This is a genomic window from Niameybacter massiliensis (assembly GCF_001282685.1).
Classification (GTDB): domain Bacteria; phylum Bacillota; class Clostridia; order Lachnospirales; family Cellulosilyticaceae; genus Holtiella; species Holtiella tumoricola.
In genome coordinates, this window is record NZ_LN875033.1 from 136,298 (window position 1) to 150,492 (window position 14,195).

Annotated in this window: 15 protein-coding genes and 2 tRNA genes; 3 read left to right on the forward strand and 14 right to left on the reverse strand. The window is 33.1% G+C overall.

Going from position 1 to position 14,195, the window contains the following annotated elements; all coding sequences use genetic code 11:
• Positions 1-95: 95 nt before the first annotated feature.
• Positions 96-1,136, reverse strand: a complete 1,041-nt coding sequence (locus tag BN2390_RS02355; RefSeq protein ID WP_053982746.1) for an amidase domain-containing protein — start codon at positions 1,134-1,136, stop codon at positions 96-98.
• 110 nt (positions 1,137-1,246) lie between these two features.
• Between BN2390_RS02355 and BN2390_RS02360 the strand changes: the two genes are divergently transcribed.
• The 3 genes from BN2390_RS02360 (at position 1,247) to BN2390_RS02370 (ending at position 3,125) form a co-directional block, all read left to right on the forward strand.
• Positions 1,247-1,987, forward strand: a complete 741-nt coding sequence (locus BN2390_RS02360; protein WP_053982747.1) for a peptidylprolyl isomerase — start codon at positions 1,247-1,249, stop codon at positions 1,985-1,987.
• A gap of 135 nt (positions 1,988-2,122) precedes the next feature.
• On the forward strand, positions 2,123-2,509 hold the full coding sequence (locus BN2390_RS02365) for a hypothetical protein (RefSeq protein WP_053982748.1): 387 nt from the start codon (positions 2,123-2,125) through the stop codon (positions 2,507-2,509).
• Between the two features lie 64 nt (positions 2,510-2,573).
• Complete coding sequence (locus BN2390_RS02370) at positions 2,574-3,125, forward strand: copper amine oxidase N-terminal domain-containing protein (RefSeq protein ID WP_053982749.1); 552 nt, start codon at positions 2,574-2,576, stop codon at positions 3,123-3,125.
• A gap of 52 nt (positions 3,126-3,177) precedes the next feature.
• Here the strand turns inward: BN2390_RS02370 and BN2390_RS02375 are convergent.
• The 13 genes from BN2390_RS02375 to mfd all read right to left on the reverse strand — a co-directional run bounded on the left by BN2390_RS02375 (position 3,178) and on the right by mfd (position 14,191).
• A tRNA-Val gene (locus tag BN2390_RS02375) sits at positions 3,178-3,250 on the reverse strand.
• 4 nt (positions 3,251-3,254) lie between these two features.
• Positions 3,255-3,328, reverse strand: a tRNA-Met gene (locus BN2390_RS02380).
• A 179-nt stretch (positions 3,329-3,507) separates the two neighbouring features.
• A complete protein-coding gene (locus BN2390_RS02385; RefSeq protein ID WP_082238541.1) occupies positions 3,508-4,926 on the reverse strand; it encodes an MATE family efflux transporter in 1,419 nt (472 codons plus the stop codon).
• 88 nt (positions 4,927-5,014) lie between these two features.
• Positions 5,015-5,893 carry a patatin-like phospholipase family protein gene (locus tag BN2390_RS02390; protein WP_330373663.1) on the reverse strand — a complete coding sequence of 293 codons (879 nt, stop codon included), beginning with the start codon at positions 5,891-5,893 and terminating at the stop codon, positions 5,015-5,017.
• Between the two features lie 162 nt (positions 5,894-6,055).
• Entirely contained in the window at positions 6,056-6,331 is a 276-nt protein-coding gene (locus BN2390_RS02395; protein ID WP_053982752.1) for a septum formation initiator family protein, read from the reverse strand.
• A 60-nt stretch (positions 6,332-6,391) separates the two neighbouring features.
• Positions 6,392-6,910: a spore cortex biosynthesis protein YabQ gene (gene yabQ, locus BN2390_RS02400; protein WP_082238543.1), complete on the reverse strand. Its 519-nt coding sequence runs from the start codon at positions 6,908-6,910 to the stop codon at positions 6,392-6,394.
• Positions 6,911-6,922: 12 nt separating this feature from the next.
• Entirely contained in the window at positions 6,923-7,201 is a 279-nt protein-coding gene (yabP, locus tag BN2390_RS02405; RefSeq protein WP_053982754.1) for a sporulation protein YabP, read from the reverse strand.
• A 65-nt stretch (positions 7,202-7,266) separates the two neighbouring features.
• Complete coding sequence (locus tag BN2390_RS02410; RefSeq protein WP_053982755.1) at positions 7,267-7,506, reverse strand: RNA-binding S4 domain-containing protein; 240 nt, start codon at positions 7,504-7,506, stop codon at positions 7,267-7,269.
• Between the two features lie 67 nt (positions 7,507-7,573).
• Positions 7,574-7,849: an HU family DNA-binding protein gene (locus BN2390_RS02415; protein ID WP_053982756.1), complete on the reverse strand. Its 276-nt coding sequence runs from the start codon at positions 7,847-7,849 to the stop codon at positions 7,574-7,576.
• 52 nt (positions 7,850-7,901) lie between these two features.
• Positions 7,902-8,699, reverse strand: coding sequence for a nucleoside triphosphate pyrophosphohydrolase (gene mazG / locus BN2390_RS02420; protein WP_053982757.1), 798 nt, complete (start codon positions 8,697-8,699; stop codon positions 7,902-7,904).
• A 135-nt stretch (positions 8,700-8,834) separates the two neighbouring features.
• Positions 8,835-9,386, reverse strand: a complete 552-nt coding sequence (spoVT, locus tag BN2390_RS02425; RefSeq protein WP_053982758.1) for a stage V sporulation protein T — start codon at positions 9,384-9,386, stop codon at positions 8,835-8,837.
• Between the two features lie 142 nt (positions 9,387-9,528).
• Entirely contained in the window at positions 9,529-10,587 is a 1,059-nt protein-coding gene (locus BN2390_RS02430) for a peptidylprolyl isomerase (protein ID WP_053982759.1), read from the reverse strand.
• Between the two features lie 73 nt (positions 10,588-10,660).
• Entirely contained in the window at positions 10,661-14,191 is a 3,531-nt protein-coding gene (gene mfd / locus BN2390_RS02435; RefSeq protein WP_053982760.1) for a transcription-repair coupling factor, read from the reverse strand.
• Positions 14,192-14,195: the final 4 nt, after the last annotated feature.

Genomic DNA, 14,195 nt, shown 5'->3' on the forward strand with positions numbered 1-14,195 from the left:
TGTTTATTATAGAAGAGATAAGTTGAAATATTTGTAAATAACTGGAATTTTTTTCAAAAAACTTTTAGACAAATTCAGCTAACCTTTTAGCACATTTAAGGATTATACCCTAAAATATTATAGTAAACTCGCGCATTAGGCTTACTACTAAGTGGAATATTGTAACCTCTTATCCCCCCCACTCCCGAATGTTGGGCTATGAGTAAATCTTTTGTCACATTTATATCATTTTCATCTTTTACTATATCCACTACAATCATGCTATGCGTTGTCACCTGCAAATCGCCTAATTGTACAATATCTCCTAGCTGCATCGTTTGCAAACTCCCCAACCTTGCCACTAATCCAAACCCCTTATTTCTAAGCATATAATCCTTAAAAGCTGTGGCACTTGTAAAACTGGGTGTACGATAATGATCCGAGTACCAGTACCATTTATCATTTATATATCTTCCTTGGTGGTCGAATGGTATATTCCCCTCAAATAGACATTGTGATACAAAATTAGTACAATCTCCTCCCCATTCTTCATAGTTTTTCCACTCTTTTGTATTAGGAGTAAGAGCATACTTCTTGGCATAGGCAACAGCTTTTTCTCTCATATAAATCCCTTTTGGTTGTGATTTTTCCTCACGTTCCATTAAAAGCCATTCTTTATTCTTTCTATTTTTCTTTCTATTTTTCTTTTTTTTCTCTTTCTTCCCATCCTCTATCTCTATACACTTAAATTCATTTTCATATCGATCCTCTTCTATACGCCATATTGTTCCTTCTTGTGTTAATGTAAAAAAGTGTTCTAGATTCTTGATAGTTGTATAGTCCTCTACTCCTCTATACTGCATTTTTATATCCAATCCCATGTGTACCTGACATTGCCTACCTGATTTATTGATTAATCTCCATTTTATATCAATCTCAGGCTGCTCAAATAATAAATAATTTGCTAACTGACTATTATGGTTAATTCGATTTTTAAGTGCTATTTCTTCTTGGACAAAACTATGATTTCCTTTTAAGCTATAGGCAAAATAATCTTTCAAAAGATAAGGATTATAATCTTGATTTCCTAACATTCTATAATACGTTTCTATATACCTTGCAATTGTATTTTTTATTTGATCTACTTCCTCCTTCATTTACCCACCCCCTTCTAATATCTTATACAAAATAAATATACTTTATGACCGGCTTTGTTTTATGGTACAATAGCAATAGCACTATAACTACTTATTAAAAGGAGATTATTATGGAAAATAAAGTTATTGCTATCGTTGATGGCCGTGAAATTACTGAAAGTCATCTTGTTAGCTTAGTTCACAGCTTAGGACAAAATGCTGCAAGATTTGCATCTGAGGATGGTCGTCAAAAACTTATCGAAGAACTTATTACTCAAGAGCTTTTCTATTCTGATGCTATTGAAAATGGATTAGATAAAGATCAAGAATTTATAACAGCTGCTGAAAGTATGTACAGCAACCTTTTAAAACAATATGCACTTAGCAAATTATTAGGTACTGTAACTGTTTCAGACGAAGAAGCATTAGAATACTTCAATAACAACAAAGATACTTTCCGTTCTGCTGCTACTGCTCGTGCAAAACACATTTTAGTAGATTCTAAAGAAAAAGCAGAAGAAATTTTAGCTGAAATCAATGCTGGTCTTGCATTTGAAGATGCTGCACAAAAATACTCAAGCTGCCCATCTAGCGAACGTGGTGGAGATTTAGGTGAATTCGGTAGAGGCCAAATGGTTCCTGAATTCGAAAATGCTGTTTTTACTATGAAAGCTGATGAAGTAAGTGAACCAGTTCAAACACAATTTGGTTACCACTTAATTAAACTTGTTTCTATTAACAATGGTGAAGAAGCAGAATTTGAAAAAGTTAAAGATCAAGTTCAACAATTTGTAATGTCAGTTAAACACAATGACGTTTATTCTGCAAAACAAGCTGAACTTAAAGCTAAATACACAGTAGAAATGAAATAATTTAAAAATAGGAGGGTCTGTCTATGACAGCCCTCCTATTTTTAGTTTCTCTTATTTTATAACTCTTACCATTTGTATAGCTTCTTCATCATATGGAAAGACTACAAAAAAATATAAAATGGTGAGGCAAATATTATGAATCTATTTACACACACTCCTGAAGTTCTACTTAAAAGTATTACCGACTATTTTGATTCACACAATTATAAAAAAGACTTTCTATCATCTATTTATATCTCTAATTCTTGTACACCAAATTATGCTGTACCAATAGGTTTAGTTGGTCATCAAAAAAGGATCAATGGCCATCTATGTGATGTATTTACATTATATCTAAATGGATCTCTCGAAAAAACTAATACTCACCTTGGTACTCCTTTTGGAGATATTCGCACCGAACACATCCCTATTGTCCTTTATAAACTTTTTTTAGAAAAAGAAGCTCATGCTAGTGAGTTTAATTCTTGGATAACCGATAATGTCTTCCCTATTTCTGTTCTATTAAGCGATTATTTAGTTTAGAATATTTTTTTTTTCTAATTAATGTTAAGCTTATAAGTGAATATTATTATTTTAGGGGGAGATTATGAAAAAATACAGCTTTATACTATTAATTTGTCTACTTTGCACTTCAAACATAACATTTGGTCTTCCTAGTGATAAAGTAGATACTACACTTAATACTACTACTCTTAAATTACTCAAAGAGCAACAAGCAGTATCTGTAGATGTAGGCAAAGACGCAAGTTTTTCAACCATTAAAGTTTATTTTGACAAAAAGCCTATTACTTTATCTAATCGTTCATTCACTTACAAAGGTCGCGTGTATCTTCCACTTCGTGAAGTTGGAGAAATCCTAGGAGCTGAAATCGGTTGGAATGGCTCTAACAAAGTAGCTATTGTAGAAACTGCTTCAAAACGTCTAGAGATGCCCCAAGGATATCGTAAAGCCATAAGTTATCTCAAAAATAGTCCATCAAAAGCCTCTACTGTAAATGTAGATCAAACTAGTCTAGATGTACGTACTATGCTTTATGAAGGTAAAACTTATTTACCTATTCGCTTTACAGCAGAATCACTAGGCTTTAATGTTAAATACGATGATGCTACATCTTCCGTATACTTTACAACACCATAACAAAAAAGCTCTGATATGCCTAAACATATCAGAGCTTTTTTCAAAATTAAAATGGTCGCTATAGGGCTCGAACCTATGACCCCCTGCTTGTAAGGCAGGTGCTCTCCCAGCTGAGCTAAGCGACCAAAGTAGCGGAAGACGGATTTGAACCGCCGACACCATGGGTATGAACCATGTGCTCTAGCCAACTGAGCTATTCCGCCATATTCATTTTCTTGAAGCCTTGCCTCAAGCACTTCTGTAGTATATCTTATTACTTGTCATAATGCAAGTAGTTTTTTAATTTTTTTTTGGTTTTTTTCTAGTTTTTTTCTTTCCTTTATTAAAAAGAGATTTAGTCTTTTTATAATACGACTAAATCTCTTTTCATTTTATTTATTTTCTATTTATCTTCTGCAAAAGTTTTCTTATAGAAGATAATAAAGCAAGTTAATGTTGTAAGTGCAGCTAAGATATCTGCTACTGGCTCTGCCATTAATACACCTGCTAATTGATCTGTCATAAATAATGGTAAAATAAATACAAGAGGAATAAGTAAAATAATTTTTCTTAATAAAGCTAAGAATAATGAAATTTTAGCTTGCCCTAATGCTAAGAAAGTTTGTTGACACGCTGTTTGTGCACCCATCATAAAGAGTCCTGCAAAGAATATTTTCATACTCCATGTTGTCATTTCCATTACATTTGGATCATTATTAAATAAGCTTACAAGTATTTGTGGTGCAAACATAACAACTAGCCACATTATACCTGTATAAGTTAAACAACATGTAAGTAATAATTTAAATGTCTTTTTAACCCTATCCATTTGTCTAGCACCATAGTTATAACTGATAATAGGCTGTGCCCCTTGTGTTAATCCTAGCATTGGTAAACTTACTATTTGCATAATACTGCTCATAATTGTCATTGATCCAATAGCTAAGTTTCCAATTCCCTCACCTAGTAAATTACCATATGTAAGTAATTGATTATTTAAACTAATAAGCACTAAACTTTCTGTTGATTGCATAATAAATGGTGAAATACCTAATGCCATAATTTTAAATCCTACTGACATATTAGGTTTTAAATATTCTTTTCTTATTTTAATTGTACTTTTTTGTCCAAGTAGTTCATCTAAAATACCATTTTTAAAATGCTTTTCTTTTCCAAAGAAGAAATAGATTACCCATACAGCCGAAGCCATTTGAGCAAGTATAGTTGCTAATGCAGCACCTTTTACGCCCATACCAAATCCAAAAATAAAAATTGGGTCTAAAACAATATTAATAATTGCACCTACCATAACTGTGCACATACCTATTTTAGCAAAACCTTGCGTATTGATGAATGAATTCATCCCTAGTGCTAACTGTACTGCAAGCGTACCAATTAAATAAATCGTTAAATAGTCAGATGCATATTCAATAGTTGCATCACTAGCTCCAAATGCCCATAGAATTGGATCTTTGAAAATCAAAAGTAATCCCATTAAAGCAACTCCGACTATTAAAAGTAAAGAAAAGCTAGTGGTCATAATTTGCTCTGCACCATCTTTATCTTTCTCTCCTAGCTTAATAGCTGCTAAAGGAGCGCCCCCCATTCCTACTAATGCACTAAAAGCAGATACTATTATAATAACAGGAAACGCAATCCCTACCCCTGCCATTGCATTACTATCTGGAAGCCTACCAATGTACATTCTATCTACAATGTTATAAAGTACATTTACCATTTGTGCGATAATAGCTGGTAGCGCTAACTTAAAAAGCAACCCTCCAATACTATCCTTACCCAAATCTGTTGTATTCTTTTTCAATTTGTTCACTCCTTTTAAGTATAGTTCATTTCATTGAATACCTACTTCAATGTACTATACTACAGGATTATGAGTAAAGTATAAACACCTATCTCATATCTACATTATCGCAATTACTACAATATAGCTTAATTTTATTCCCAAGTGTTTTTGCATCTTCATATCCCTCATAGTATAATTCTTCTAACTTATTTTTATCTTTTTCAAATCTATCAATCTTAATAAGCTTAGTAGGTCTTATAACAATAATCTTACCTTCTGCTTCTAATTCTTGCAAAGATTTCAATGTATTATTATAGTTTTCATGTCTATTACCAATCGTATGAATAAGCTTTGGATACTGTTTATATTTATGTGTATAAATGTGTTTAAATGGTTCTGGTTTTTTTATATAGTCTGCATTTCTTGTTACTACTACTATATTCTTGTCATGTCCTTGTTTAATTGAATATTGAATTGGAATTGAATCTGCAGTTCCACCATCTAACAACTTCTTCCCCTCAAGCTCTACTATAGGTGCAAACATAGGAATAGAGCTTGAAGCTCTCAAATACTCATTTACTAATTGTGTATTTCTTCCGTCTAAATACTCTGGTTCTCCCGTTTCACAATTAGTTGCTACAATAGTAAGATGCATTGGTGAATTAAAATAAGCATCATAATCAAAGGGCACTAACTCATCCGGGATCATTTTAAATATAAAATCCATCCCAAACAAGCTTCCTTGTTTTATTAGATTTTGCATACTTAGATATCTTTTATCTCCAATGTACTCTGTATTAACCTTGAGATTTCTTCCTCTTTGTTTTGCAATATATGATACTGCATTACATGCTCCTGCTGAAACACCTATTACATTATGAAAATATATCTCTTCATCTAAAAAATAATCTAGAACTCCTGCTGTATACAGGCCTCGCATTCCTCCGCCTTCTAATACAAGTCCTACCTTACTCACTCTCATCATCTCTTTTCTTTTTATTTAACTTTATACTCATATTGTAGATATTACCATTATACCCTTATGCTTGATTCTACCTATAAACAACTGCTATTGTCTAGTCCTTATCCAATTCTTTTGGCAAACAAAGAGGACTGTTTGCACACTACCCTCTAGTTGCAACAGCCCTTATTTTTCTTTAAATACAATATCATCTTTCTTAACCATCCCTAGCTTGTCTCTGGCTACACGTTCTATGTACTCTAGAGTCTCCATATTGTCTTTTTCTTTATTAAGCTCCTCTAGTTCATTCTGTTCTTCTTCTAGCTTCTTTGTAGCTTCAACAAGCTGATTATCTAGCTTATTGATAACTTTATTTAACTCAATTGTTCTTGCTCCTAAATAAAGTAATATGCCCATGCTTGTTATAAAGGTTATACGCCATATTATTTTCTTATTTATCATGTGTATCCCACCTATTAATTGTTCTATTTCTATCTTAATATTTTTAACAGGTGTTGTAAATCACTTTGTGCGCTTATATTTTACTCCACTCTTAATATCTGCATTTTTAAAGTATAATCTTCTCTGCAATTTCTTCATTTTCCACTTACGTTTATTATCTAATTGAATACCAAATCGTTTAAGCATTCTAAGTGGTATTTTAACAACATTGATCATCCACTTAATAGGAATACTTATAATATGTATTAAAGTTCTTAGAATATGTTTGACGACTTCTATAAGCCAGGTGGCAAACTTCATAAATACAATGCTAAACGTGCAAAAATAAAATATAGCTCCTAATATAATACCTATAAATACAAAAAATCTAATTTGTCCATAATTATGCATGTATAAAATAGAAAAACCTATGAGTGCACAACATATCCAATAAATTGTATCTTCAACTTGTACACTCCAGTTAGGATGAGGAATAATCTTTCTAAAAATCCTTATAAGGTCATAGAGCATGCCCATAATTACTCCTATTAGGATACAGGTTAGGAATAATCCGCTCTGAGTATTTACTACTTGATTCATATCATCTACCTACTACTTAAATAATCTGCCTAGCAATGAACCTTTTTTGCTAGAGTTATTTTGTTCTTGATAGATTAATCCTGATACATGCCCTTCTACGATTAATTCCCCACTGTCTAAATTCATTTTGACAATGTGTAAGTCATCACCCTCTATATCTAAGTATCCCTGAGACGTTTCAAGCTCTATCACTTTCTCATCAAACGCAAATACATCGGTTACACCTGTCATATTAAGCCTAGTTCGGTCTAACAGAGTTAAAGTATGTTTTTTAGCGATCTTTTCCTCCATAATAAAATCCACCCCTTTATAATAAGTTCTTACTACTTATTTATATTGAGGTGGACTCAGTTTTATTACAACATACGATATAAGGATTCTGTATCTTCTTTTTTTACATGTTCTTTAATATCTAAAACTTCATATTTTAATAGTTTTTCACCAAATTGAATTTGAATAATATCACCCATATTTACATTGGTTGATGCTTTGGCTACTTTATCATTAATACTCACACGACCTTGGTCACATGCTTCTTGTGCAATAGTACGTCTTTTAATAATACGCGTAAGCTTTAAGTATTTATCAATTCTCATTGACCATTTCCTCCATAATGATAAAAAGAACCTACACAAATGTGTAGATTCTCCTATCTCTCATTTATTATTGGTTTACAGCATCTTTTAAAGCTTTACCAGCTTTAAATTTAGGAGCTTTTCCACCAGGAATTTGGATTTCTTCGTTTGTTTTAGGATTTCTACCAACGCGTGGTTTTCTTTCTGTAACTTCGAATGTACCGAATCCTACTAATTGAACTTTACCATCATTTGTAAGTTCTTCCATAACTGCATCTTCGAAAGCTTTTAATGCTTTTTCAGCGTCTTTTTTGCTAATTTCTGCTTTTGCAGCCATAGCTGCTACTAATTCAGATTTGTTCATAATAAAAATCCTCCTCTATTCATGCATTTACATGGATATTATGTATTGAAAATTAGATGTTTGATTCAACTTTTTTACATTCATTCCATAGCTGATCCATCTCTTCCAATGTCATTTGCGATAGTTGTTTTCCCTTAGCAAACGCCGAATTTTCAATATATCTAAATCTATTTATAAACTTTTCCGTACTGTTTGTCAAGGCAAATTCAGGATTTATTTCTAAAAAATAAGATAAATTAACCATAGAAAACAAAACATCACCTAATTCTTCATTCATTTTGTCTAATCTCCCCTGTTTTATCTCTATTTTCAACTCTTCAATTTCCTCAAAAACCTTATCCAGTATAGGTTCATAGCTATCCCATGTAAATCCGACTTCTGCCGCTTTTTTTTGCACTTTATAGGCACGCATAAGGGCAGGTAAGGCACGTGCTACTTGATCCATGGACTCCGTCTGAGTTTCTTGTTTTTTCTCTTTCTTTTTTAGTTTCTCCCAATTTTCTAAGATTTCTTTGGTATTATTAGTTTCTTCTCCCTGTTTAAACACATGAGGATGTCTATATACTAGTTTCGACGCAATACCATCTATTACATCTTCCATAGTAAATTCACTGGCTTCATTAGCAATTTGTGATTGCATCATTACTTGCATTAGTACATCGCCTAATTCTTCTTTTAAATTAGCTGTGTCTTTGTTTTGTATCGCTTCTACTAGTTCATATGTTTCTTCAATCAGAGAAGGTACTAAGGATTCATGAGTTTGTTCTCTATCCCAGGCACATCCATTTTCACTTCTCAGTAATTCAATAATATCCTTCAAATCTTGGTATGTATATTTTTTCTTTTCCATACTCATCACCCCTTTGCTATTTACCCGATAACCATAGTCTAAATGGTATTAAATCTCCATTCTAACTAAGAAATCTGTTTATATTGTAACACATAAGATGCCAGCAACTAGATTAAAATAGTTACTGGCATCTTATTATTGTTCCATTTGGCGTCCTAAAAAACCAGATGCAGATTGTGCAAGCTTTTCTTCTACTTCGCCCATATGGGTTCCTTTAATTGTTGATAAGAAAATTACAGCTCCGATAGCATCTCCTTCACAAATAATAGGAGAAATAATCTCAGAGTGATAACCTTCTGTACTACCTTCTGATAATATAGGTACAAACTTAGAATCCTCTTTATCTGCATGTAAAAGACTACGTGCTTCTATAGCGCGTTCTAAGTTACTACTAATGCTTTTATCCAAAAATTCTTTCTTTGAGCCTCCTGAAATAGCAATAATCTGATCTTTATCAGAAATGCATGTAATATGACCTGTAGCTTGAGCAAGAGCTTCTGCGTATTCTTTTGCAAACGCACTTAATTCTCCTACTGGCGAATATTTTTTAAGGATCACTTGTCCATCATGATCCGTAAATATTTCAAGTGGATCCCCTTCTCTAATACGTAGAGTACGGCGAATTTCTTTCGGGATAACTACACGTCCTAAATCATCTATCCTTCTAACGATGCCTGTTGCTTTCAAGTAAACAACCTCCTTAATTGTCTGATTTGGAATAAATGTTCTTTTATCTTTAGGTATATTATGCTACTATTTTTTCTAGAATATACATTTTTAGTAAGACTTTCACATTTACATATAAAAAAACCACCTATAAAAGGCGGTTTTATTCTTTGCTAGCACTATCAGTTTCTATAGTTTCTTCAGTAGCATTTATAATATTGATTTCCTCATAAAGCTCGGTTTTTTCAACTTGTGCATTACTAATCATTGTATTAAATTCATTATTGGTAAATTCACGTTTTGAAGCACTAATAAATTCATTACGCATTACTTCTTCATCTGCTGGAATATGTGCATCTGTTTTAATAATATGATAGCCATAAGCAGTTTTTACAAGTTCTGGCCATACTTGACCATCTTTTCCTGCAAATGCTGCTTCTTCAAACTCTTTAACCATTTTCCCTCTTCTAAAAGTATACTGACCATCTGGTGTTCCATCTACTTGATTAAGAGAACCAGCATCATCAGAATACGTAGTTGCAAGTTTAGAGAGATCTTCTCCATTTAATGCTTTTTGAAGTACTTCTTCTGCTTGTGCTAATTTTTTAGCTTTTTCATTTTCTGGAAGTTCATTGGATGCATCATCTGTTGTTTTTAAGAGAACATGTGTTGCCGTAACTTGCTCATAAATCCCTTTGTTGTCTTCAATAAATTTAGTAATTTCAGCTTCTTGAGGCATATAATTTTGTCCTAGTTTTTCTTCAACTAGACTCACTAAATCTGTAGCCAATAAGAATTTCTCAATGTCTTTTTCACCAAAATGGTAGGTTTCAATAATCTCAGAATTATTTTTCACAAATTTCTCCGCATTTTCTTTAGCCGCTTTTTCTTGGTCCTTAGTTACTTGGACTCCTAATTCTTCTGCTTTTTTAGCTGCTACTACTGATAAAATAGTAGACTCTAAAGCACGCTGTTTGGCTAAATCACTCGTATTTTGTCCTTCTATTTGCATATTCCATATAGTTGGACCTGAGATTTGCTCAAAATATTGCTGAGTATACCATAAATATATTCTATATAAAGATTCAGGAATCTTTTCACCCTCTATTATCGCAACTATCGCATTACTTGTAGAATTCTTTCCAAATGCACATCCTGTTATGCCAGTCATTAGCAGAGTACTTGCAAGCATTAGTGCCATTATTCTTTTTAGTTTTTTCACTGCCATCTCTCCTTAGCCTGTCAATTTTACTTTATTATTCATCCATTATCTTCTTCCTCATTATAAAATAAAATTATGACTGCTTCAATTTTTTCAAGGAATGTAACACATTCTTAATATAAGTGATTCTATCTTTTTTGATTACATCCCCACAATTAAATTTAAGGCTAAGTTCTTTACCTGTTAGAATATTTACCTTCCGAGGGTATTCTGCTACGATCTCAGGTAATACCGCTGGATTTAAAGCTGCATCTTCTTTAAATTTAAATAAAATACTTTCTGGACTCTCAGAAACAAGAGTAATATCTAATTGATTAGCTTCCCATTTAATAAGTGCTATATCAATCAGATTTTGGACACATAGTGGCATAGTTCCATATCTATCCTCTATCTCCTCTTGCATTTCATAATAGTCCTTTTCACCCTGTATAGAGGCAATCTTCTTATAAATATCTAGTTTTTGAACTTCATCTGTAATAAACTCGCTTGGTATATAAGCATTTATCTTCATCTCTATTGTTGTTTCAAAGTTTTCTTTAAGCGGTTCTCCTTGTTCTAATGCCACTGCTTGTTGAAGCATCTTACAATACAAGTCATATCCTATAGTTTCCATGTGTCCATGTTGTTGTCCACCTAAAAGGTTCCCCGCTCCTCGTATTTCTAAATCTCGCATAGCAATCTTAAATCCAGCTCCTAATTGGGTAAACTGCTTAATTGCCTGTAGTCTCTTTTCTGCAATTTCTTTAAGCACCTTATCTTTTTGATACATCAAGTAGGCATAGGCTGGTTTATTAGACCTTCCTACACGCCCTCTTAATTGATAAAGCTGACTAAGACCCATATGGTCTGCGTTATTAATGATAATCGTATTTGCATTAGCAATATCAAGACCTGTTTCAACAATGGTTGTACATACTAATACATTTATTTCTTTCTCAATAAATGCAAGCATAATACTTTCAAGTTCACGCTCACTCATCTGCCCATGAGCAAAGCCTACTTTTGCTTCTGGTATCATCTTTTGTACTTGTACAGCCTTTTCTTCTATGTCTCTTACTTGATTATATAAGAAATAAACTTGACCATCACGAGCTAATTCCCTGTGTATGGCATCTTTTATAAAGTCTTCACTATACTCTAATACATAGGTTTGAACAGGTCGTCTTTCCAACGGCGCCTCTTCTAGAACACTCATATCTCTTACACCTATTAGGCTCATATGAAGCGTTCTTGGGATAGGGGTAGCGGTTAAAGTTAAAACATCTATTTCTGTTCTCATCTGTTTTAACTTCTCTTTATGTGTTACACCAAATCGTTGCTCTTCATCTATAATTAATAACCCTAAATCTCTAAATTGTACATCTTTAGATAATAGCCTATGGGTTCCTATAACGATATCTATAGTTCCTTTACGTATACCTTCTAAAGTTGCTTTAATTTGCTTAGGTGTGCGGAATCTTGAGAGCACGCCTACATTCACTGGATAATTAGCCATTCGTTCTTCAAATCGCTGGAAGTGCTGTTGTGCAAGAATAGTAGTTGGTACAAGGTAGGCAACTTGTTTATTGTTTTGTACAGCCTTAAAAGCAGCCCTTATAGCAACCTCTGTCTTGCCATATCCTACATCTCCACATACAAGTCGGTCCATGATTTTATCACTTTCCATATCCTCTTTTACTTCTTCAATGGCATTAATTTGATCCCCTGTTTCTTCATATGGAAACATCTCTTCAAATTCATTTTGCCAAATAGAATCTGGCTCGTAAACAAATCCCCTAGCATGCTGTCTTTTGCTATAAAGCTTTATTAAGTCTTTTGCAATATCTTGTACTGCACCTTTAACTTTAGATTTTGCTTTTTTCCACTCAGCTGTACCTAGCTTACTCAACTTAGGTGCTTTTCCTTCTGCCCCTACATATTTTTGGACCATATCCATTTGATTGATGTTTACGTACAAAGTTGAGTCATTTGCATATTCTATTTTTAAATTATCACGAGCTATACCCTCTATAACAATTTGTTCAACACCTTTAAAAACGCCTATACCATGATTTTCATGCACCACATAATCTCCTGGTACTAGGTCCAAAAAGCTATCTATCTTGCTTCCTTTATGCTTTTTAGAAGCTTTAGGCTTTTTCTTTTCCTTCCCAAACAAATCTTTATCTGCGACTACGTGGAAGCCCGCACCTTCATACATAAATCCCTTATTAAGTGAACCTTTTGATATAATTACTTGTCCTGGCTGAATAGGATCTTGTAAGGTTTCTGAGTAAGTTGTTAAAATCCCTCTTTCCTCTAGTTCTTCCATAAGGCGCATAGCTTTAGCTTTAAGGCCTGCTAAGATTAAAACCTTCTTACCTTCAGCCTTCCAATCCTTAACATCTTTTTCTAATAACTCTAGGCTATTATAAAACGTAGTATTTTCATATACAGCAATAGAAAGCTCATTATCCGTTTCAAAATGTTCTTCATTAGTAATAAAATTATTTAATGTGATAAAAGGCTTTTGAATTAAGCTAAAGGCTGCATCTTGATATTTAAAGATAAAATCAAGTTGTTTAGGCAAAAGATGGCCATAATTTAATCGATCTAGCATACTCATCTCGTATTCTTCATATAGACGTTCACACTTATCTCTAACTTTAACTGGTTCATCTATATATACAACTGTATTTTTAGGCAAATAGTCCAATATGCTAACCGTTTGTAGGTTAGTATAAGGAATATACGTTTCTAATCCTTCAATACTTATACCTTCTTCTATTTGCTCTAAATGTGCCTTTACTTGACTTTCTATGCTTTTTGCACTTTCTTTCTTACCTTCTCCTCTTAATGTCTCTACTACTTTTTTCAAGTCTGCTTTAATATCTGGTGCAGCCTTTTGTAATAGACTAAGTGGGAAAATAATCTCTTGGTTAGGAATAACAATAATTTGTTCTACCTTCTCAACAGAACGCTGCGTAGAAGCATTGAACGTACGAATAGAGTCTATTTCATCATCCCAAAGTTCAATACGGTAAGGCATCATAACATTAGGTGGGAAAAAGTCTATAATCCCCCCTCTTATGGCAAACTGCCCTATTGCTTCCACCTTTGCAACACGTTCGTACCCTATCTCAACCAAATACTTATTAAGTTCTTTTAAATCAACAACTTGTCCCTCTTTGAGTACTCTTTGATAGGAGAGCCAAGTCTCTTTAGGTGATAAAGGATTAAGAAGTGCTTCTGCCGGAATAATAATGACAGCCTCTTCCCCTTGTAGCAAACTCTCTATGATTTTCATACGCTCTGCAGTAATATCTGTACTATGTACATCTGCATTATAAAAGAGTATATCTCTAGCAGGATAGAGATATACTTCACGACCTTCATATAGATATTGCAAATCTTCATAAAGTTTTTTTGCGCTTACTTCATCCGCAGTGATAATTGTTGGAATCCTATTTGTTTCACTTGTTAATGCATAAATCAAGTGTCCTTTACATCCATCTACTGTACCCACTATTTTCCCTGTGTGCGTACTATTAAAATCATATACAAATTTATTAAACCCTTCTAATTCTTCTAATGGTTTAATAAGTGTTTGTTTGCCATAATTCATATGA

Excerpts from the sequence above, each read along its gene's own strand:
- BN2390_RS02355 (WP_053982746.1), bottom strand. The coding sequence starts at position 1,136 with ATGAAGGAGGAAGTAGATCAAATAAAAAATACAATTGCAAGGTATATA.
- BN2390_RS02360 (WP_053982747.1), top strand. The coding sequence starts at position 1,247 with ATGGAAAATAAAGTTATTGCTATCGTTGATGGCCGTGAAATTACTGAA.
- BN2390_RS02365 (WP_053982748.1), top strand. The coding sequence starts at position 2,123 with ATGAATCTATTTACACACACTCCTGAAGTTCTACTTAAAAGTATTACC.
- BN2390_RS02370 (WP_053982749.1), top strand. The coding sequence starts at position 2,574 with ATGAAAAAATACAGCTTTATACTATTAATTTGTCTACTTTGCACTTCA.
- BN2390_RS02390 (WP_330373663.1), bottom strand. The coding sequence starts at position 5,893 with ATGATGAGAGTGAGTAAGGTAGGACTTGTATTAGAAGGCGGAGGAATG.
- BN2390_RS02395 (WP_053982752.1), bottom strand. The coding sequence starts at position 6,331 with ATGATAAATAAGAAAATAATATGGCGTATAACCTTTATAACAAGCATG.
- yabQ (WP_082238543.1), bottom strand. The coding sequence starts at position 6,910 with ATGAATCAAGTAGTAAATACTCAGAGCGGATTATTCCTAACCTGTATC.
- yabP (WP_053982754.1), bottom strand. The coding sequence starts at position 7,201 with ATGGAGGAAAAGATCGCTAAAAAACATACTTTAACTCTGTTAGACCGA.
- BN2390_RS02410 (WP_053982755.1), bottom strand. The coding sequence starts at position 7,506 with ATGAGAATTGATAAATACTTAAAGCTTACGCGTATTATTAAAAGACGT.
- BN2390_RS02415 (WP_053982756.1), bottom strand. The coding sequence starts at position 7,849 with ATGAACAAATCTGAATTAGTAGCAGCTATGGCTGCAAAAGCAGAAATT.
- mazG (WP_053982757.1), bottom strand. The coding sequence starts at position 8,699 with ATGGAAAAGAAAAAATATACATACCAAGATTTGAAGGATATTATTGAA.
- mfd (WP_053982760.1), bottom strand. The coding sequence starts at position 14,191 with ATGAATTATGGCAAACAAACACTTATTAAACCATTAGAAGAATTAGAA.